The sequence below is a fragment of the Prevotella veroralis DSM 19559 = JCM 6290 genome (assembly GCF_000377625.1).
Classification (GTDB): Bacteria; Bacteroidota; Bacteroidia; order Bacteroidales; family Bacteroidaceae; genus Prevotella; species Prevotella veroralis.
On record NZ_KB898336.1, the window covers coordinates 62,362 to 82,200 of the forward strand.

The 19,839-nt window shown below is 40.8% G+C and carries 20 protein-coding genes and 1 pseudogene; 18 read left to right on the forward strand and 3 right to left on the reverse strand.

Annotated features, from left to right (window positions below; translation table 11 throughout):
- The first annotated feature begins 13 nt into the window (after positions 1–13).
- The 6 genes from rpmF to D464_RS0110290 all read left to right on the forward strand — a co-directional run bounded on the left by rpmF (position 14) and on the right by D464_RS0110290 (position 5,102).
- Positions 14–199, forward strand: coding sequence for a 50S ribosomal protein L32 (gene rpmF / locus D464_RS0110265; RefSeq protein WP_004382259.1), 186 nt, complete (start codon positions 14–16; stop codon positions 197–199).
- A 2-nt stretch (positions 200–201) separates the two neighbouring features.
- Positions 202–1,221, forward strand: a complete 1,020-nt coding sequence (locus tag D464_RS0110270; protein ID WP_004382258.1) for a beta-ketoacyl-ACP synthase III — start codon at positions 202–204, stop codon at positions 1,219–1,221.
- Positions 1,222–1,298: 77 nt separating this feature from the next.
- Positions 1,299–2,180 (forward strand): GTPase Era, encoded by an 882-nt coding sequence (gene era, locus D464_RS0110275; RefSeq protein ID WP_018911325.1) that lies wholly within the window; start codon positions 1,299–1,301, stop codon positions 2,178–2,180.
- 186 nt (positions 2,181–2,366) lie between these two features.
- On the forward strand, positions 2,367–3,680 hold the full coding sequence (der, locus tag D464_RS0110280) for a ribosome biogenesis GTPase Der (protein ID WP_018911326.1): 1,314 nt from the start codon (positions 2,367–2,369) through the stop codon (positions 3,678–3,680).
- A 12-nt stretch (positions 3,681–3,692) separates the two neighbouring features.
- Positions 3,693–4,103 carry a hypothetical protein gene (locus tag D464_RS0110285; RefSeq protein WP_018911327.1) on the forward strand — a complete coding sequence of 137 codons (411 nt, stop codon included), beginning with the start codon at positions 3,693–3,695 and terminating at the stop codon, positions 4,101–4,103.
- 381 nt (positions 4,104–4,484) lie between these two features.
- The gene (locus tag D464_RS0110290) at positions 4,485–5,102 is read left to right on the forward strand and encodes a DUF4840 domain-containing protein (RefSeq protein WP_018911328.1); all 618 of its coding nucleotides are present in this window, start codon (positions 4,485–4,487) and stop codon (positions 5,100–5,102) included.
- Between the two features lie 68 nt (positions 5,103–5,170).
- On the opposite strand, the gene D464_RS0110295 is transcribed toward D464_RS0110290, so the two are convergent.
- Entirely contained in the window at positions 5,171–6,193 is a 1,023-nt protein-coding gene (locus tag D464_RS0110295) for a DUF4435 domain-containing protein (RefSeq protein WP_018911329.1), read from the reverse strand.
- A 20-nt stretch (positions 6,194–6,213) separates the two neighbouring features.
- The gene (locus D464_RS0110300; RefSeq protein WP_018911330.1) at positions 6,214–7,032 is read right to left on the reverse strand and encodes an AAA family ATPase; all 819 of its coding nucleotides are present in this window, start codon (positions 7,030–7,032) and stop codon (positions 6,214–6,216) included.
- A 244-nt stretch (positions 7,033–7,276) separates the two neighbouring features.
- On the opposite strand from D464_RS0110300, the gene cysK reads away from it, so the two are divergent.
- From cysK to D464_RS0110320, 4 genes are all read left to right on the forward strand, one after another.
- Positions 7,277–8,224 carry a cysteine synthase A gene (gene cysK / locus D464_RS0110305; RefSeq protein ID WP_018911331.1) on the forward strand — a complete coding sequence of 316 codons (948 nt, stop codon included), beginning with the start codon at positions 7,277–7,279 and terminating at the stop codon, positions 8,222–8,224.
- A gap of 756 nt (positions 8,225–8,980) precedes the next feature.
- A complete protein-coding gene (locus tag D464_RS0110310) occupies positions 8,981–10,063 on the forward strand; it encodes an OmpA family protein (RefSeq protein WP_004382288.1) in 1,083 nt (360 codons plus the stop codon).
- Between the two features lie 221 nt (positions 10,064–10,284).
- A complete protein-coding gene (locus D464_RS0110315) occupies positions 10,285–11,097 on the forward strand; it encodes a carboxylesterase family protein (protein ID WP_024985916.1) in 813 nt (270 codons plus the stop codon).
- Between the two features lie 36 nt (positions 11,098–11,133).
- Positions 11,134–12,663, forward strand: a complete 1,530-nt coding sequence (locus tag D464_RS0110320) for a PQQ-binding-like beta-propeller repeat protein (RefSeq protein ID WP_018911333.1) — start codon at positions 11,134–11,136, stop codon at positions 12,661–12,663.
- Positions 12,664–12,678: 15 nt separating this feature from the next.
- On the opposite strand, the gene D464_RS13670 is transcribed toward D464_RS0110320, so the two are convergent.
- The gene (locus D464_RS13670) at positions 12,679–12,816 is read right to left on the reverse strand and encodes a hypothetical protein (protein WP_154649601.1); all 138 of its coding nucleotides are present in this window, start codon (positions 12,814–12,816) and stop codon (positions 12,679–12,681) included.
- Positions 12,817–13,137: 321 nt separating this feature from the next.
- On the opposite strand from D464_RS13670, the gene dnaK reads away from it, so the two are divergent.
- From dnaK to D464_RS13445, 8 genes and pseudogenes are all read left to right on the forward strand, one after another.
- Positions 13,138–15,042: a molecular chaperone DnaK gene (gene dnaK, locus D464_RS0110330; RefSeq protein ID WP_018911334.1), complete on the forward strand. Its 1,905-nt coding sequence runs from the start codon at positions 13,138–13,140 to the stop codon at positions 15,040–15,042.
- Positions 15,043–15,109: 67 nt separating this feature from the next.
- Positions 15,110–15,775 carry a hypothetical protein gene (locus D464_RS0110335; protein WP_018911335.1) on the forward strand — a complete coding sequence of 222 codons (666 nt, stop codon included), beginning with the start codon at positions 15,110–15,112 and terminating at the stop codon, positions 15,773–15,775.
- Positions 15,776–15,795: 20 nt separating this feature from the next.
- Positions 15,796–16,254 (forward strand): DUF6078 family protein, encoded by a 459-nt coding sequence (locus D464_RS0110340; RefSeq protein ID WP_024985917.1) that lies wholly within the window; start codon positions 15,796–15,798, stop codon positions 16,252–16,254.
- A 129-nt stretch (positions 16,255–16,383) separates the two neighbouring features.
- Positions 16,384–16,749, forward strand: a pseudogene (locus D464_RS14160) (mobilization protein); the annotation flags it as partial.
- Between the two features lie 99 nt (positions 16,750–16,848).
- Complete coding sequence (locus D464_RS0110350; protein WP_018911338.1) at positions 16,849–17,205, forward strand: helix-turn-helix domain-containing protein; 357 nt, start codon at positions 16,849–16,851, stop codon at positions 17,203–17,205.
- An 11-nt stretch (positions 17,206–17,216) separates the two neighbouring features.
- On the forward strand, positions 17,217–18,431 hold the full coding sequence (locus tag D464_RS0110355; RefSeq protein ID WP_018911339.1) for a VapE domain-containing protein: 1,215 nt from the start codon (positions 17,217–17,219) through the stop codon (positions 18,429–18,431).
- Between the two features lie 218 nt (positions 18,432–18,649).
- Positions 18,650–19,537: a toprim domain-containing protein gene (locus D464_RS0110360; RefSeq protein WP_009162335.1), complete on the forward strand. Its 888-nt coding sequence runs from the start codon at positions 18,650–18,652 to the stop codon at positions 19,535–19,537.
- A gap of 142 nt (positions 19,538–19,679) precedes the next feature.
- Positions 19,680–19,839, forward strand: a 160-nt coding sequence (locus D464_RS13445) for a plasmid mobilization protein (RefSeq protein WP_018911341.1), incomplete at its 3' end; no start/stop codon positions are given.

A 19,839-nucleotide genomic window follows, 5' to 3' on the forward strand; every position in this document is an offset into this window, starting at 1 on the left:
CGTTTAAAGAATTATGGCACATCCAAAAAGAAGACAGTCAAAGACTCGTACACTCAAGAGAAGAACTCACGATAAGGCAGTAGCTCCTACATTGGCAGTATGCCCTAATTGTGGTGCTTATTATGTTTATCACACAGTATGCCCTACTTGCGGTTACTATCGTGGTAAAGTTGCTGTCGTAAAGGAAACGGCTGAATAAATATGAGTAAAATCAATGCGATCATAACGGGTGTCGCAGGTTACGTGCCAGACTATGTCCTCAACAATGAGGAATTGTCGCGCATGGTTGATACCAACGACGAGTGGATTACCACACGTACAGGTATTAAGGAGCGCAGAATCCTAACAGAGGAGGGACTTGGTACTTCTTATATGGCTCGAAAGGCTGCTAAACTTCTGATGAAGAAGACTGGTGCAGACCCTGATAGTATTGATGCTGTCATTGTAGCCACTACGACCCCTGACTATCCTCACCCATCTACAGCTTCTATTGTATTAGGTAAGTTGGGTTTGAAGAATGCTTTCGCATTTGACTTTGCTGCAGCTTGCTGTGGTTTCATGTATGCATTTGATGTAGCCTGCAACATGATTCAAAGCGGTCGCCATAAGCGTATTATCGTTATTGGTGCAGATAAGATGTCATCAATTACTGATTATCGCGATCGTGCGACATGCCCGCTTTTCGGTGATGGTGCTGGTGCTGTTATGGTTGAAGGTACAGAAGAGGAAGGAATCGGTTTGATAGATTCTTATCATCGCACAGATGGTAAAGGGCTTCCATTCTTGCATGTTAAGGCAGGCGGTTCTGTATGTCCTTCATCTCGTTTCACTGTTGATCATCGTTTGCATTACACCTATCAAGAAGGTCGTACAGTCTTCCGTTATGCTGTAACAGCAATGGGTGATGATTGTGCAACATTGCTTGAGCGTAATGGTTTGACACAGAATGACATTGATCACGTTGTCTGTCATCAGGCTAACTTACGTATCATAGAAGCAGTGGCAAAGCGTATTGGTGTTCCAATGGACAAGGTATTGGTTAACATACAGCGTTATGGTAATACCAGTGCAGCCTGCATGCCTCTCGTTCTTTGGGATTTTGAGTCACAGCTAAAGAAAGGTGATAACATCATCTTTACGGCATTCGGAGCTGGTTTCGTCAATGGTGCATCTTATTATAAGTGGGCATACGACGGAAAGTCAGTAGCGGTTAAGAAATAAGACTCTAAGTTATCATATAATTGAAACGCATCTTTCTTTTCCTATAAGATTGATGCGTTTTTTTAGAAGTAACCATTATGCACAAAGCAGGATTCGTAAACATTGTTGGTAACCCGAATGTTGGTAAGAGTACATTAATGAATCAGCTCGTTGGTGAGAAACTTAGTATTGCCACCTTTAAAGCACAGACAACACGCCATCGTATTATGGGTATTGTCAATACAGACGATTCACAGATAGTCTTCTCTGATACTCCTGGCGTATTGAAGCCTAATTATAAGATGCAGGAGATGATGCTTCAGTTCTCTGAATCGGCCTTAGCTGATGCTGACATCTTGCTCTATGTGACGGATGTCGTTGAGAACCCAGAGAAGAATATGGACTTCCTAGAGAAAGTCTCAAAGATGACAATACCAGTCATTCTGCTTATCAACAAGATAGATGAGGGCGACCAGAAGAAACTTGGCGACCTTGTGGGACAGTGGCATAAGTTACTCCCGAATGCTGAAATACTCCCTATCTCTGCAAAGAATAAGTTTGGCATAGACATCTTAATGAAGCGTATTCATGAGTTGTTACCAGATAGTCCTGCGTTCTTTGATAAAGACCAATTAACGGATAAGCCAGCCCGATTCTTTGTGTCGGAGATTATCCGTGAGAAGATTCTCCGTTACTATGATAAGGAAATTCCATACTCTGTTGAGGTCGTCGTTGAGCGTTTTAAGGAGGACGATCAACAGATTCATATCAATGCTGTTATTTATGTGGAACGTAGCAGTCAGAAGGGTATAATCATCGGTCATCAGGGTATGGCACTGAAGAAAGTCTCAACGGAAGCACGCAAGAGTCTCGAGCGTTTCTTTGATAAGAAGGTATTTCTTGAGACTTTTGTTAAGGTTGATAAGGATTGGCGTAACTCTCAGAAGGAATTGAATAACTTTGGGTATAATCCAGAGTAAATGCCCCCCTAATTAAGAAGACACTCGCCCTAACTGCTTAGTAGGGCACACTCTCACATACTGTGAGGGCTGGGGAATGGTCATCCTCGGCAAATATTCATCGGATGCCTGACCACATCCGGCGCCTTCTTATAATGTAAATTACAATGTTTGATATTATGAGAAGAAAGAAGACCAATTAAAAAGATGGCAAATTTAGTAGCTATAGTGGGACGTCCTAACGTTGGTAAGTCCACTCTTTTTAATCGTTTAACCCAAACTCGTCACGCTATTGTGAGCGACACGGCAGGTACAACGCGCGACCGTCAGTATGGTAAATGTCAGTGGAATGGGCGCGAGTTTTCCGTTGTTGATACGGGCGGATGGGTAGTTAAATCGGATGATGTATTCGAGGATGCAATCCGTAAGCAAGTGTTAGTTGCAACCGAAGAGGCCGATCTTGTCCTGTTCTTAGTAGATACTGAGACGGGTGTTACTGATTGGGATGAAGATGTTGCTATGATACTTCGTCGCACGAAACTTCCCGTGCTTCTCGTTGCTAATAAGGTGGATAATAGCGGAGAATATTACCAAGCTGCTGAGTTTTATAAGCTCGGTCTAGGTGATCCAATATGTATTAGTGCAGCCACAGGAGGTGGAACGGGCGACTTGCTCGATACGCTCCTTGATAAACTGAAGGATGTACCTGATGAGACAATCGACGAAGACATCCCACGCTTTGCAGTCGTTGGTCGACCTAATGCAGGTAAGTCTAGCATCATTAATGCTTTCATTGGTGAGGATCGTAACATCGTGACAGAGATCGCAGGAACCACACGTGATAGTATTTATACACGCTATACAAAGTTTGGTTTCGACTTCTATCTCGTTGATACAGCGGGTATTCGTCGTAAGAATAAGGTAACGGAAGACCTCGAGTTCTATAGTGTGATGCGTTCCATCCGAAGTATTGAGAATGCCGATGTATGTATTCTTATGTTGGATGCCACACGTGGTATTGAGTCGCAAGATATGAATATCTTCCAGCTGATTCAGCGTAATAATAAGAGTCTTGTTGTCGTGGTTAATAAATGGGATTTGGTGCCGGATAAGAACCAAAAGGTCATCGACACCTTCACTAATGCTATCCGTAGTCGTATGGCACCATTCGTTGACTTCCCTATTATCTTCGCTTCCGCACTTACTAAGCAGCGCATCTTTAAGGTGTTGGAGACGGCTAAGGAGGTCTATCAGAACCGCAAGATTCATATTGGAACAACCAAGTTGAATGAGGTCATGTTACCTATCATTGAGGCTACCCCACCACAGTCTGTCAAGGGCAAGTATATCAAGATAAAGTATTGTTCACAGCTTCCGAACACACAGATACCATCCTTTGTCTTTTATGCGAACCTTCCGCAATATGTTAAGGAGCAGTATCGTCGATTCTTAGAGAATAAGTTACGTGAGAATTGGAACCTACATGGTTGCCCCATCAACATCTTCATTCGTCAAAAGTAATTGATAAATAGAATGTCTATGAAGCAGGTATCATTAAGTATTCTCATTGCTGTTGCGTTACTATTAGCAGCTTGCGGTGAGAAGAAGAAGAATGTTGATCAAGGAAAACTAGCTGCCAAAGCGGCTAAACACTATTACGAGCAACTCCTAAAAGGCGATTACGAGGCGTTCCTCAATAATGAGAATCGAACCAATAACCTGCCTGATAATTACAGAAAGCAGCTATTGCTCAATCTTAAGCAGTTTGTGGCTCAGCAAGATAGTGTGCATCATGGGATAGACTCCATAACGCTCGGAGCATCCCACTTCTCTGCTAAGGACAATACTGCCAGCGTCTTCCTCCTCTTCTATTATGGTGATAAAACCACAGAGCAGGTGGTTGTTCCGATGGTGAAAGAGCGTGGGAAGTGGATCTTGCGATAGTCTCTCGAAACTGTTCCGAACTTCCCGATAATCTCTCATAGTTTTTCCAAAGAGGAGAAAAGAGACTTTACCCCCATACTCTCTTCGAGTGGAGAGGAGTGTGAACAGTGCTATTTGTAGACTAGTAGATCGTCATAAAGTCGAGGCAGAAGTCCTTGCCAGGAAAACCCCACCCTGCCTCCCCTAAGGAGAAGAGTTCCTAACGGAAGCCAGTTGGAATGGACTTTTCCAATCTATATGCTTGTAGTTGAGGCTTTTTGAGGGATAGGCAATCTGTGTTTTACATTTTATTTAACAGTATTTTGTTCCGTAATAAATAATGAATGTGTAACTTTGCCAACAATCACTTTTGCATAAAGAAACTAACTAAAACATAATAAAATGAAGAAGAATAAACTATTACTGTTACTTATTGTGCTCCTTACAATAGTGTCTTTAACATCTTGCCTTGGCGATGGTGACGATAGCGGTAGACCCCAACTTCCAACAAAGGAAGAGAGAGATGCAGCCTTTAATGTTATGAAAGGTAACTATCAAGGAAAGCTCATCTGCTTTAGTCGTAACCAACAAACAGGTGGCTGGGAAAAGAAAGATTCAACCGATATTCATTGGGAGATGACATCAGATACATGCTTACTTGTAAAGCAATTCCCTACTAAGTATCTCGCAAAGAGTGTAAAGAATGTGAGCCTAAAGCAGGCTATTGAGGCTTTACCGGCACAGGATCTGAAGTTCAAATTTAGTATTTATTGGGCGAAGCCAACCGCTACGGGCTTCTATGTTGTACCACTCCTTGCTGATTTAGGTAACCTTACTTACGATGGTGCAAGCCATCGGATCGCTGTTAGATTTATATGGAACAGTACGGTAAGAGGACTGTTTGATCCTTCAACAAAACGCATGGCTGCGCAATTTATAGAGAATGGTATCTATGTTGATAACGCACTCAAAGATGATGTGTACTTCGATGGTAACATCTATCAAGTACGTACAAATTGATAAGTTAAAAGCATTCTTTTAAGATAAAATAAGCGTAAGGCGGTAGTGTCAAGGATGATACTACCGCCTTATTCGTTGGTTGTTTCTTCTTGTGTAGATTGTCTTTCTAAAAACAATCTAACATCTTCTTGCAGTTTCCTGAAAGGTTCTGCGTTTCTGTACCCTACGTTTCTTCTCAACATGGAAACGATTGCTTCGATACTATGACTGTAACTCGATAACTCGTTCCGACGCTGCGTATCATGCACCGCATTGCGGTTTATCTCCTCTTCTCGCTCTCTGATCAGTCGGTCGCAGACACGTTTAAGGATGGGAACAACCACATTGTCGAAGAGATGATGCCCTTGTATATATAAATAGGTGGTAGTAGGTGTAACGCCAAGTGCGCTTAGCTCTCTCTTTAGTTGTAGGTAATCCTCCTTTGCATAAGGGTTCTCCTTTTGTAATTGGCGTATCTTCTTTTGTACCTTATGATACAGTCTTTGTAAGGATTCGGCAGCATTATAGATAGAAAAGTGCCCTATTTCGATAACTCTATTGAAGTAGGTTATAGTGAATTGGCGGTACTTCTGGTGTCTATAAGTCCATATATTCCAAACAAAGAGAGGATAGATTATCTCGCTATATTGGTGTAGGAAGGATTCAAAGTCAAATATGGCGTGGTCGTTAAGGGTAACAGCTACGCTCACATCATGCAGACTTTGGGCGTAACACTGTAGGTTTTCAATGGCATAAGCATAGGTATGAAAGACGTAAGGGTTAGTGATGACTTGTGTAGAAGTAGCTGTTTCGCCTTGTAAAAGATAGTCATAATCCGCATCAACGCACGCTATCATGTTCTCTCCCATTTGATTTGAAATAAGGTTCATAAGCACCGACTTCTTCCCTTTCGTTAAGTTCAAGCGTGACGGAAGCATAACTTCAAAGAAGCGATCATTGCTTTCGAAGCCACTTAACACCGTCCTCCAAAAGAAGATATCATCGTATGCCTCGACGTATGCAATAATCTTTCTGCGTGCATGCTTACCATTAAGTTGATTGGCAGCATTGATGTATGCCGATGATAGATTGTCGCGGAGTCGTCTGCTCATAGTGCCTCCTTCCCTTGCTATTATTTGTCAGTAATATCCGAAACTTCCGTTACTCGGTCTATCCAACCATTCATTATCACAGCCGGACTATGCGTACTTAGGATGATTTGAACATTGGGATTCAGTTCGAGAATGAGATCAATTAGTCGTTTCTGCCAGTCTACGTGCAAGCTAACTTCAGGTTCGTCCATAAAGAGAACGTATGGTTTATTATCTTCAACGAGTACTGTCAAGAGGATAACCAATATCTGTTTCTCTCCGCTTGAGAGCTGATAAGGATAGAGCGTTTCGCCTATCTGCGAGAAACGAATCTCATTCTCCGTGCGAATGATAGTCTTTCCTGTTTCGGTGAAGAGGTCGTCTATCATATCTTGGAATCGCTTTTTGGGTAGGGAGATGCGCTGTGCCTCTTCCGTAGCATTAGGTTCTCCACTTTGTAGAGTAGCAATGATTCGGTTGCCAATGTTCACTTGGTAATCCAGATACTTGCGTTGCAACTGAAAGAGCTGCCAGTCTAATTCGGTGGAAAGATTGCCATCCATCTTACTAACACTGTCCGAATTTAACAGCGGACGATCGAACGAACGGATAATATCATAGCGTATCCATTTGGCATCGGAAGGGTTCACTTTCAACCGAACGCCCTTTAGTAGATGACTGGGAAACTCTCCGCCTTGTGAAAAAGAGCGTACCACTTTATTTATAATGGTACTCTTTCCAACGCCATTGATACCACTTAAGATATTAACTTGCCGATCTAATGTCCATCGAATGTGCTTCTTTCCACTCCAAAGGGAGTCGATTTCAATCTCTTCTATATAATTGGCATATTTCTGCATAAGGCTTTCTTGTAGTATTATAACACTATCGCAAATATAGTGCTTTTTATCTGTTTGACGATAGAAAAGGCTCTTTTTAACGTAAATACCATAATTGTGGTATGCGAAATAACATAAAGTTAGTATTTTAAAGACCAATGTTTCTCCGTACCTTTGCACCTGTGAAAAAGAGACAAAAGACTTAGAACTTGTGGTGATAAGCGTTTTGATTGGTTGATGAAACGAATAATTAAAGGTAACGGATATGACAAAGATTGCAAAGAAACTCACTGAATTGATTGGGAATACACCCTTGTTGGAATTAAATAAGTTCTCTTCTTTGAAAGGACTTGAGCAGCCAATTATAGCAAAGATAGAATCGTTTAACCCTGGTGGAAGCGTCAAAGATCGTGTTGCACTAGCGATGATTGAGGATGCAGAAGATAAAGGACTTCTGAAGCCAGGAGCCACTATCATCGAGCCAACGAGTGGTAACACGGGAGTTGGTTTGGCATTAGTAGCAGCAGTGAAGGGCTATAAACTCATCCTTACGATGCCGGAAACAATGAGCATAGAACGCCGTAACCTTGTGAAAGCTTATGGTGCTACTGTGAAGTTGACGAGTGGTAAAGAGGGTATGAAAGGGACTATCAAAGCAGCGGAGGAATTGTGCGATTCGATTCCAGGAAGCATTATTCTTCAGCAGTTCGAGAACCAAGCTAATCCGCAGAAACACTATGAGACAACGGGTAAAGAGATATGGCGTGATACGGACGGAACTGTCGATATCTTCGTTGCCGGTGTAGGAACTGGTGGTACTATAAGCGGTGTTGGCAAGTATTTGAAGGAGCAGAATCCGAATGTAAAGGTCGTTGCTGTGGAGCCAACAACATCCCCCGTACTAAGCGGCGGACAAGGTGGTCCGCACAAGATACAGGGCATTGGCGCTGGTTTTATACCTTCTACATATAACAGCAAGTACGTTGATGAAATCTTCCAAGTCGATAATGACGAAGCAATACTCACGGGTCGTCAGTTGGCACAAAGCGATGGCTTACTTGTTGGTATATCATCAGGTGCAGCTGTCTTTGCGGCTAGTGAGCTTGCAAAACGCCCCGAGAATAAAGGTAAACGAATTGTTACTTTGCTCCCAGATACGGGTGAGCGTTATCTCTCAACAGTATTATATGCTTTTGAGGAATATCCCTTGTAAGAAAGAAAGGGGCTTATTTAATAAGGTTGGATTATAACTACAATTATGTAATTATACAAATAGGAGATAATTAAAGAAGGTGTGTCAGTATAGCAACGACACACCTCTTCTTTTATATATTACGTTGTTTTTAAGATGAAATAAGCGTCTAAGGATGTCTCTTCCTTGATGTCTTCTATCCTGTATTCCCATTTATTTTACCCTTATAAAACCCTAATTTACTTTTAATTTAGTTTGCTGTCACTTTTAACATTTATACTAACATATTAGTTATCAGTGTTTTGTTGATATTAAAAGAGTGATAGGAGTGACAGTAAAACAGATTTCCTTTAGATTCAATAAGATTATTCAAACCCAATGAGAGATAGATATTAAAGCCTTGATGTTCTATGTCATGTTCTGAAGCCTATAAGACCTTCAATAGAGGGAACGCTTCTTTCGATATGAAGAGAGCCTTCTCTTGAATCAAACAAAGCACTTCGTTAATATTAGGGGATACTTTTCTCTATGGATAGAACTGCAGAGGTTGAGGATAAGTCTACTTTAATTAAATATTAAATAATAGATAATGAGTATTCTATTTATTGTTTTTCTGTATTTCTTAATGGTTGTCATATCAAAATAGCAAGTATATGTCTATATTTTAAAGAAAACCAATATTTTTTCTGAAAAAGATATGGTCTATTCAAAAAAAGTATTAACTTTGCACCCTAGAATTAGAGATCGCTAAAATCAATACATTAATATTAAGCATTTATGAAAAAGTTTTTGATTGCACTTTCAATGCTCACAATGGGCATTAGTAGTATGCAGGCTCAAGTAGCTTATGAGAAAGCTAAGCCATTTGATAACGTCTATTTAGGTGTTGAGGGCGGTGTAATGGGTCCTATGAGCTTCAAGCACTTTGCTCCTCTTAACGCTGCTGCAGGTCTGAAATTAGGTAAGCAGTTTAGCCCAGTTTATGGTGCTAACCTCGAAGGTCTTGCTTTCTTCGGTGACAACCGTTGGGAAACAGGTTCTTTAGGTTTTGCTAATAGCCACACAATCGTTCGTGGTCTTAACCTCGGTTTGAATGGTACTATCAACTTCACAAACTTGTTCTGTGATTACAATCCAGAGCGTCGTTTCGAAGTAGGTGCAGAGGCTGGTATCGGCTACTGGATTACTTTCGGTGATAATAACCTCATTCAGGCTAACAATGTAGGTGATGATACTGAGTTAACAGCAAAGACAGGTCTTACATTCGCTTATAACCTTGGTAAGGACAGAGCATGGCAGCTTTATGCAGAGCCAGCAATCCTTTGGAACCTTACACATGGTCCTGGTGATGCTATCCAGTTCGGTCGTCAGGCTGCTCAGCTTGGTCTCTTCGTTGGTTTGAACTACAAGTTCAAGACTTCTAACGGTACTCACAACTTCAAGGTTTGGAATGTTGGTGAGTTGAACGATGAGATTAACTCTCTCCGTGATCAGTTGAACGCTAAGCCAAAAGAGGTTGTTAAGGAGGTTGTTAAAGAAGTTGTTAAGGAGGTTCCAACTCAGACAACTCAGACTCTTTGCATTGATAACTTAGTATTTGTAACATTCGCTCAAGGCAAGTACTTCCTCACTAACGAAGCTAAGAAGGCACTTGACTCTGTTAAGTCTGGTCGTCACGTACAGATTGTTGGTACTGCTTCTCCAGAAGGTTCAAAGGAGTTCAATGATCGTCTATCACAGAATCGTGCAAACATTGTAGCTAAGTACCTTGAGGGTCGTGGCGTTGTTGTTGACGAGGCTAAGGGTCAAGGCGTACAGGGTGTAACATCTAACCGTTTGGCAGTTGTTTACGTAAAGTAATCAAGTTAATCGATTAGCTCGAATATAGCTAATTATTAAACAAGAATATTAGTAGGGGTAGACCAGATAAAGGTTTACCCCTACTTTTTTTCTATAAGTTTCCTTTTGGAGGTTTGATGTATGTAAGTCTTTCTTTGTAACTTTGTAACCTCAAGACTAAATATAAGTATTTCTGATACTTACTAACTATTTACAATGTTCATATAAGATTATAGAATGATATGGTAAAGTACGCTTTTTCTATAATAATGTTGCTCTTTACATTGAATATTTCGGCACAAATTAGACCAGAAGGACAGTTTGAAACGAAATATAACGCCGTTCCCGATGGCTATAACTTTTGGATATATACTCCTGATGAATACAAGGAGAACAAGCATCCGTTACCGCTTATTATCTTCCTACATGGTGCTAGTCTCTGTGGGAAAGACTTGAACAAAGTGAGGCGTTATGGCGTCCTTGATGCTATTGACAAGGGTAAGATTATTCCCATGTTCGTGGTAGCTCCACAAAATCCGGGTGGTTCTTGGAGTCCAAGGAAACTAAATAATATATTGGAATGGATGAAGTCTCACTATTCCATTGATGCAAGTCGTGTGTACGTCCTAGGCATGAGTCTCGGTGGTTATGGTACAATGGATTTCGTAGGAACATACCCTAATAAGATTGCAGCCGGTATGGCTTTGTGTGGCGGAACGACGTTAAAAAACATGGATGGGCTCGGTGAAGTACCCCTTTGGATTATGCATGGAACAGCCGACAGAGCCATTTCTATAAACGAATCAAAGCGTGTTGTCAATTATTTACAAGCCAATCATCGTGATCAATTACTGCGTTATGATTGGTTACAAGGTGGTAGTCATGGAATCTTGGCACGTGTTTTTTATCTCCAAAAAACATACGATTGGCTGATTACTCATTCATTGAATGACAAACCAAAGACGATAGATAAAGATTTCGATATCACTTGGGACGACATAAAATCAACCTATCAAAACCTAAAGAACTTGCCCCAGATGTATGATAATGATTAATTGATACCTATGATTAAAACCCTAAAATAATATAACATGAAGCCTCGCAATTACTATCAAACGGTGTTGGCTGTATCCTTACTGGTGACAGCCTTATCTTGTCACGATACTAAGAAGGTTGAAACTCAAAGTCCACTTACAGATTCCGTTGCTGTTGAATCAAATATAGAAGACCATTATTTGCCCGACACTATGTATGCTTCTGCCAATAAATTGAAGTGGTCTATAGATGCAGAGGGCAATTCGGAGAGTCTGTTGAAAGGAAAGATTTCTGATTACGAAAGCGTTGATATCCTCACATTCCGTAAGGATCCATTACGCAATGCAGACTTCGGAGGAGTAGTGAAGGGCACTCCTGATACCATAGAAGTAGCCTGGAAGTTTGATACCTACTATAACACAGAGCACACACGCTTTGGTGTCTGGGGAGGTGGAAGTGGCTGGACAGGACAGCCATTGTATCTTAGTAAGAGTAATGAAATCATCCTGTCATCCCTTTGCAGTCGCACTTATTTCATTGACTTTACTACTGGTAAGGCATCAAGACCATCCGTAGATGTGCATAACACCATCAAAGGGACACCCTCTATTGACCCTTTCTTCAAGAACTTATATGTAGGTCAGGGCATCCCTAATCACCTACCAATTGGACGGTTAGTAATCGATCTGAACAAAACCAAAGAATCGCAATTTATTGATCGTGACTCACGTGCCTTACGTCATTGGTATGCGTCTGATGCATCGCCTATAGAGGTTGGTGGCTATCTTTTCTGGCCTGGTGAAGATGGCAGTTTATACAAGTATAGCCGTAAGCAAGGGCACTTGAAACTTGTAAGTGCATTGCGTTATACCATCAATGGCTCTGCCCCAGGTATTGAAAACAGCCTTTGTGCCTATCGTAATTATGGTTGGTTTGGCGATAATTATGGTAGTATTATCTGCGTAAACCTCAATACCATGAAGCCAGTTTGGTATTACGACAACCACGATGACATTGACGGAACAATCGTCTGTGAGGTTGAGAACAATACACCTTATATATATAGTGGCTGCGAAGTAGATAAACAAGGGATGAGTGGAACTTGTTATTTCGTGAAGCTCAATGGCCTAACTGGCGAGCAAGTATGGGTGCAGACGATTCCTTGTAATCGAATACAAATAGGAGAGAAAGTGCTTGATGGTGGAATGTATTGCACCCCTTTGCTTGGTAAAGGAGATGCGAAAGGCTTGATTTTTGCCAATATCTGCCATAATGGAGCCGATGGGAAGGGTAAGTCATCAGGTCAGTTAGTAGCCTTTAATACCACCGATGGCAAGATTGCTTATACAACCCGTCTGAATCAATTTGCATGGTCGTCGCCTATTGGATATATGAATGAAAAGGGCGAACTGTTTATCTTTACTGGTGATTCTGGTGGTACAGTCTATCTTATAAGGGCAAAGAATGGCGAACTACTTTATAAGCATCATGTAGCAAGCAACTTTGAGTCTTCACCTATAGCAATTGGCAATACTGCTGTTGTCGGGTCTCGTCAGAATGGGATTTACAAGTTTGTAATCAAATAAAACAAATCCATTTCTTTATAACTGAACCCTATTCTTGAGTTCAAGAGAGCCTTTTCTTGCATTGAGGAAAGCCTCTCTTTGATACCACCCATTATTTACCTCTATTGAATGTAATGCGGCAAGGTTGGGATAGAAACCTTCATCTTTCCTCATAAGGGATATTTTTCACGAAGAAATAGGGAGGTTTAGTGGACAGACGAGGGCGTCTGTCCCTACTTTGTGGCGTAAACTCGTTGACTTGTCAACTAGTCTGCTCGTGACTTAAACGAATCTAATTTTTAACTTACATCCAATGCTTTTCTCTATTTCTGCCAATATGTCAGTCTTATGCCATTGGCACATCCTTTGTCTAATAGTAGGCGTATGACGCTGTGAAAGCTAGCTAATCTAGCCCAGCGAGATAGCTTCGGCTGTCTTGAAGAACAGCGTGTTATAGCATTTAAATAGTAAATAATAATAAAAGAATATACAATTATGGGAAAGATTATTGGAATTGACTTAGGAACAACAAACTCTTGTGTTGCTGTATTTGAAGGTAATGAGCCAGTGGTAATCGCTAACAGCGAGGGAAAGCGTACGACACCTTCTGTCGTAGGTTTCGTTGACGGCGGCGAGCGGAAGGTGGGCGACCCTGCCAAGCGTCAGGCCATCACCAACCCGCAGAAGACCGTTTATTCTATCAAGCGTTTCATGGGTGAGACTTACGACCAGAGTAAGAAGGAAGCAGAGCGTGTTCCGTTCAAGGTAGTCAATGAGGGTGGTTATCCACGTGTACAGATTGACGACCGTAAATATACGCCGCAGGAAATCTCTGCAATGATTCTGCAGAAGATGAAGAAGACCGCTGAGGACTACCTCGGTCAGGAGGTGACGGATGCCGTCATCACCGTACCGGCTTACTTCTCTGACTCACAGCGTCAGGCTACCAAGGAGGCCGGTCAGATTGCAGGTCTGAATGTACAGCGTATCGTGAATGAGCCTACTGCCGCAGCTCTTGCTTACGGTGTTGACAAGGCGAACAAGGATATGAAGATTGCCGTGTTCGACCTTGGTGGTGGTACATTCGATATCTCTATCCTTGAGTTCGGTGGCGGTGTGTTCGAGGTACTTTCTACGAATGGTGACACTCACCTTGGTGGTGACGACTTCGACCAGGTCATCATCGATTGGCTCGCTAACGGCTTCAAGGCTGACGAGGGTATCGACCTGACAAGGGACCCGATGGCTATGCAGCGTCTGAAGGAGGCTGCTGAGAAGGCAAAGATTGAGTTGTCAAGCTCTTCTTCTACAGAGATTAACTTGCCATACATCACAGCTGAGGGCGGTGTTCCAAAGCACTTGGTAAAGACATTGACCCGTGCGCAGTTCGAGCAGTTGGCACACAACCTCATTCAGGCTTGTCTCGTTCCTTGCCAAAACGCTATCCGCGATGCGAAGTTGCAGACATCAGATATTGATGAGGTGATCCTCGTAGGTGGTTCAAGCCGTATCCCTGCAGTGCAGACCTTGGTGAAGAACTACTTCGGCAAAGAGCCTTCAAAGGGTGTTAACCCTGATGAGGTGGTTGCTGTCGGTGCAGCGATCCAGGGTGCTATCCTCAACAAGGAGAGCGGTGTGGGCGACATTGTATTGCTCGACGTAACTCCATTGACCCTCGGTATTGAGACAATGGGTGGTGTGATGACAAAGCTCATCGATGCTAACTCTACTATCCCTTGCAAGAAGAGTGAGGTGTTCTCTACTGCAGCTGATAACCAGACAGAGGTTACTATCCACGTTCTACAGGGTGAGCGTCCAATGGCAGCACAGAACAAGTCTATCGGTCAGTTCAACCTGACAGGTATTGCTCCAGCTCGTCGTGGTGTTCCACAGATTGAGGTAACATTCGACATTGATGCCAACGGTATCCTCAACGTGTCTGCAAAGGACAAGGCAACAGGTAAGGAGCAGAGCATCCGCATTGAGGCTTCAAGTGGCTTGAGCGAGGAGGAAATCAACCGTATGAAGGCTGAGGCTGAGCAGAACGCCGAGAACGACAAGAAGGAGCGTGAGAAGATTGACAAGCTGAATCAGGCTGACTCAATGATCTTCACCACCGAAAACTTCTTGAAGGACAACGGTGACAAGGTTCCAGCTGATCAGAAGTCAGGCATCGAGTCAGCTCTCCAGCAGCTCAAGGATGCTCACAAGTCAGCTGACGTTGCAGCTATCGACACAGCTATCAACAACCTCAACACCGTTATGCAGGCAGCATCACAGCAGATGTACAGCCAAGCAGGTACACAGGCAGGTCCTCAGCCGGGCGCAGATGCTGGTCAGCAGGAGCAGCCAAAGCAGGATGATACCATCCAGGATGCAGACTTTGAGGAAGTGAAGTAAAATAATAATTATAAACGTGCCCCAATGGTAGAAATTCCATTGGGGCTTTTTAGATTAATCAAACACTATGAAAGAAGAAATAAAAGATATTCAATATTTTATTGATAAAGAACAAGAATATATATTAAAGCATAAAAATGATGGAAAAAGAATGGAATATGGTACTGGTCTTATAGACGCAGACTTTTATAATTCAGAATATTTTCTAAAAGCTGGGAAAATACAGTGGTATTATAGTGGAATGAAAGAATATATTGAAAATGAAGAAGAATATAACCTAACAGAAGCTGAACGTTTAATCTTGAGAATGTTTTATGGCGATATGTCTTGTTATTTTAGAGACGATTATTATCATGGAACTGTACCAGAAATCGCAGAAGAATTATTTAAAGTACTCAATTCCCTTGTTTTGAAGGCTCCTCAAAGTAAGAGTACCCCTTTACGTCGATATTGCAAATCTCAAGATAAAACAGATTTTTGTGAAGGAGACATCTTTACGGTAGCTCATTGTCTTACATGTACAGAAGACGATTGGGAGCAAGAAGATAGTAAGAATGTGTATATAATTGAACCATTGAAAGATGGAAAGACTAAAGCACACAATCTTTATGAAATATACAATCATGGTGATGAAAAGCAAGTCAATTTTACTCGTGGTACATCTTTTAAGATAACGAAGGTTATTACCCAAAAGAATGATCTTAAATTAATATATATGGAAGAGTTGCCATAAGTTAAACTTAAAATAACCCAATGACTCTTGAACAATACAACCAATTACCCTACGACTACGCACACTGTGCTGGTACTCACTGTGAGAAAGCCAGCCAGTGCTTACGCCACACTGCCTACACGATGCTCGAAATGGGTGGACGGGAGCAGTATATGATGGTGAACTCGAATGTGATTGCGGACACACAGCCTTGTCCGTTCTTCGACCCTAACAGCAAGGAACGTTTTGCATGGGGAATATCACGAATATATGACAATGTGCGAGTGGCTGATTTAAGTGATATCCGACAAAATCTCATCTACACCTTTGGGCGCACAGCTTATTATCGGATTAAACGAAAGGAACGTGTACTGACAGAAAGTGAGCAAAAGGAGATAAGAGATATCTTCACAGACGTGGGTTACGACGGCTCTGCAATTGAGTTCGACAGCTATGAAGAACAATACCCTACACTTATGCGTACCTACAAACGTGTATAAAATAAAACATCTTCTCAGTACTAAGCGAAAGTTTCAACAGTTTGAAACTCTAATTTCATCAGTATGAAACTCCAGTTTCATCATATTGAAACTCTGGTTTCATTCCTATGAAAATAATTAGTTTATAAAAAGCAAAACAAAGCTATAGCTGTTAAATATACTCAACTATAGTTCGCACCTTATGTTTCTAACAAATATTTGCTCAAGCTTTGTGAATATATAGAGTTGTACTCCGCTAAGCTTCCCTTATCACACGTTGAACCAATTAATATCAAAGGTTTAGTTGCCTTAGACCTGTTTCATTTTGGTTGGAATATATGGAACTATTTTAGAGTTGGCAAACAAGATGAAATGTCGCAGTTCCTCAAACAGGTTTTTGCCACCACATTCAAAGATGTAGAAGTTGGAAGTATAAAAAGTTACCTCCGTGATGATGAGAAGAAAGGTGTTATTCCTATTGTACAAAGCCTTTCAGACCGCCAAATAACAGAATAACACACAAACCTATTGTGTTTTTATAGTGTTTCTTCAGTGTCTTAGGACACAGAGGAAACACTTTTTTCATTTGCACCGTAAAAATCAATAACAAGTATTATGGTACAAAATGAAATCACTTTTGAGAACTTGCCAAAGGCAGTTGCTCACTTAGTCAGCGAAATTGCTGAAATCAAGAATTTAGTATGTAAAGGACAAACACCTGTTACCCCTCCCAAACGTATTCCTATTGGAATAGATGATGCGTGTAAACTAATAGGGAAAGCCAAGCCCACGGTTTACACCTTAGTACGTAAACGCTTACTACCTTGTTATAAGAATGGTAAGCATCTCTATTTTTTTGAAGATGAGTTGTTGGCATGGATTGAAGGAGGTAAGAAAAAGACTGTTGCCGAAATCAACGAGGAGGCAAAAGCTTTTATTTCTGAGAAACATTCTGATTCTTCCCTTTTATAAATATATGTATTATGGAAAAGGAAAGAGCTGAAGGGCGAGCCAAGCAATCTAAGAATGAACGCATAGAGCAATTCTTGAAAGAGCATTATGCTTTTCGTTTTAATACAGTTAAAAGTAGAACAGAGTTTCGAGAACAAGATTCTAATACTTCATTCCATCCTCTTACTAAGTATGATATTAATTCTATGCGTCGGCTGGTAGATGGGACTTTGGGAATATATACTCCAGCAGATAATATTCGAGCAATATGGGAGAGCGACTTTTGCAATAAAGTTAACCCAATTCGTGAGTATTTGTTGAATCTTCCAAAGCCTAAAGGTGAAGATGAATCTGAAATTATAAGGTTGGCAAATTGTGTTGTGGTGAGAAATCCTGATAAATGGAAACACTACTTTGTAAAATGGTTGGTTGCTGTCGTAGCCAATGCTATGGATGATTTACAGTGTCGTAATCATACATGTTTAGTTCTTACAGGTGAACAAGGAAAATTCAAAACAACTTTCCTTGATTTACTCTGTCCAGAAGAACTGAAGAGTTATCTTTTCACAGGAAAGATTGACCCACAAGGAAAAGATATACAAACACTGATTGCGGAATACCTTTTTATCAATATTGACGACCAGCTAAAGGCACTCAATAAGAGAGATGAAAATGAATTGAAGAATCTGATAACGACACCAAGAGTAAAATATCGTAGACCATACGACACTTACATCGAAGAGTATCCTCACTTAGCAAGCTTTATGGCATCTGTTAATGGTAATGATTTTCTAACAGATCCGACAGGAAGTCGTCGCTTTCTACCTTTTGAGGTTGAGCACATTGATATTGATGCTGCTAAAGAGGTTAATATCAACAAGGTGTACTCCGAAGCAGTTGAATTGTGGAGAGTTGATTATCATTACTGGTTCAATGAAGAGGAAATAGCCGAACTACATCAAGAGAGCGAAGGGTTTCAAGTGCAGACTGTTGAGTATGAAATGCTTCTTAAAGGCATGGAAAAGCCTGCAGCAACAGAAGAGAGTTATATGACCACTTCTGAAATCTTAAACTATTTGCGTGGATATACAACGCTTAACCTAAGTGAAAGGAGAATAGGAGAAGCCTTGAAAAAGGCTGGTTTTTTGCGGAAATCCAAAAGAATAGGTGGCAATCCAATGTATGTTTACCATATACGCAAGATTGTTCCCAATCCTTTTATCCAAAGTTACAATACAAATTATTAATACTACTTTACTACAAAGAGGGATAAGGCATTGAAAGAAAAAAGGTTAGACCGTAGTAAATAATTATATAAGGTATTACTACCTCATTACTACCAACCTATCATATACAGATGCAATGATTACTACAAAGATAGTTAGTACTACATATTTTTCTTTCATTGTCAATGACTTACAAAACAATAACATTGTAGTAAGTAAAAGGTTTAAAAGTTACAAGTATGACAATAGATGAAATTAAAGCAATATCAATTAAAGATTACTTAGGTAGTATGTCTATATATCCAACAAAGAATTATAGCTATTACGGGATGTATAAAAGTCCATTCCGAAATGAACATACTCCAAGTTTCAAAGTTGATTATAACCAAAATCTATGGTATGACTTTGCCCTTGATGAAGGTGGGAGTCTTATAGATTTAGTTATGAAATTACATAATTGCAGTTTAGTACAAGCTATAGAAGCATTAAACAACAATAAATACAAATTGCCAGCTATTACTTCCATTAGCGAAACAAAAACTCTTACTCTGACACGAATAGAGATTATAGAAGCAACGGAGCTATGCAATCCTAATCTCATAAAATATCTGGCTGCACGAGCTGTCAATTTAAATACTGCCAAAAAGTATTGCAAGGAAATTCATTATAGAGTTGGTGATAAGAAGTATTACGCAATAGGCTTTCCAAACAATTCTTATGGGTATGTGTTGCGCAATCCATACTTCAAAGGGTGTTTGCCACCTTCCGATGTGTCGTATGTTCCCAATCCTTCAGAACAAATCAATCTATTTGAAGGTTTTATGGATTATCTTAGTCTGCTTACGATGAGTCCAGATGAAGAGAAGAAAGCTGCACTGATACTTAACTCGATTAATAATATCAAAAAGTCAAGATTTTTTCTTTCAAAGCACAAGCTCATCTGTTCATATTTAGATAATGATGAAGGAGGAAAGCGAACTTTAGAACAACTTAAAAGAGATGGTTTTACTGTCCAAGACTGCTCTTCCGTATTCCAGAATTATAAAGACCTAAATGAGTATTTATGTGCTGAATTCAAGCATTCAGAGAAAATAGAAAACAAGAAAATCAAAGGGATTAAGCTATGATTGTAGGATTTGCTTTGCGTAATCTGTTTTTCGGGGAGCAAGTTTATGTTTTGGGTATACCAAAACCACTTGCTCCACCTCCTGACACTCGGTGCAGAGGATTATCCCGCCGGTCTCCATCAAATCAATAAACGAAACAAGTATGATAAAAACAGAATATAAAAAAGGTGGTCGCCCAACCAAGGGCGTAGCCGAAAAGAAGAAATACCGTATCACGGTGAAACTGAATACGCAGGATTACTATACGCTCAAAGGCAAAGCCAAAAGCGCAGGAGTAACCATGAGTGAGTTTGTAAGAAAAG

Coding starts and splice junctions, on each gene's coding strand:
- rpmF (WP_004382259.1), top strand. CDS start 14: ATGGCACATCCAAAAAGAAGACAGTCAAAGACTCGTACACTCAAGAGA.
- D464_RS0110270 (WP_004382258.1), top strand. CDS start 202: ATGAGTAAAATCAATGCGATCATAACGGGTGTCGCAGGTTACGTGCCA.
- era (WP_018911325.1), top strand. CDS start 1,299: ATGCACAAAGCAGGATTCGTAAACATTGTTGGTAACCCGAATGTTGGT.
- der (WP_018911326.1), top strand. CDS start 2,367: ATGGCAAATTTAGTAGCTATAGTGGGACGTCCTAACGTTGGTAAGTCC.
- D464_RS0110285 (WP_018911327.1), top strand. CDS start 3,693: ATGTCTATGAAGCAGGTATCATTAAGTATTCTCATTGCTGTTGCGTTA.
- D464_RS0110290 (WP_018911328.1), top strand. CDS start 4,485: ATGAAGAAGAATAAACTATTACTGTTACTTATTGTGCTCCTTACAATA.
- D464_RS0110295 (WP_018911329.1), bottom strand. CDS start 6,193: ATGAGCAGACGACTCCGCGACAATCTATCATCGGCATACATCAATGCT.
- D464_RS0110300 (WP_018911330.1), bottom strand. CDS start 7,032: ATGCAGAAATATGCCAATTATATAGAAGAGATTGAAATCGACTCCCTT.
- cysK (WP_018911331.1), top strand. CDS start 7,277: ATGACAAAGATTGCAAAGAAACTCACTGAATTGATTGGGAATACACCC.
- D464_RS0110310 (WP_004382288.1), top strand. CDS start 8,981: ATGAAAAAGTTTTTGATTGCACTTTCAATGCTCACAATGGGCATTAGT.
- D464_RS0110315 (WP_024985916.1), top strand. CDS start 10,285: ATGGTAAAGTACGCTTTTTCTATAATAATGTTGCTCTTTACATTGAAT.
- D464_RS0110320 (WP_018911333.1), top strand. CDS start 11,134: ATGAAGCCTCGCAATTACTATCAAACGGTGTTGGCTGTATCCTTACTG.
- D464_RS13670 (WP_154649601.1), bottom strand. CDS start 12,816: ATGAGGAAAGATGAAGGTTTCTATCCCAACCTTGCCGCATTACATTCA.
- dnaK (WP_018911334.1), top strand. CDS start 13,138: ATGGGAAAGATTATTGGAATTGACTTAGGAACAACAAACTCTTGTGTT.
- D464_RS0110335 (WP_018911335.1), top strand. CDS start 15,110: ATGAAAGAAGAAATAAAAGATATTCAATATTTTATTGATAAAGAACAA.
- D464_RS0110340 (WP_024985917.1), top strand. CDS start 15,796: ATGACTCTTGAACAATACAACCAATTACCCTACGACTACGCACACTGT.
- D464_RS0110350 (WP_018911338.1), top strand. CDS start 16,849: ATGGTACAAAATGAAATCACTTTTGAGAACTTGCCAAAGGCAGTTGCT.
- D464_RS0110355 (WP_018911339.1), top strand. CDS start 17,217: ATGGAAAAGGAAAGAGCTGAAGGGCGAGCCAAGCAATCTAAGAATGAA.
- D464_RS0110360 (WP_009162335.1), top strand. CDS start 18,650: ATGACAATAGATGAAATTAAAGCAATATCAATTAAAGATTACTTAGGT.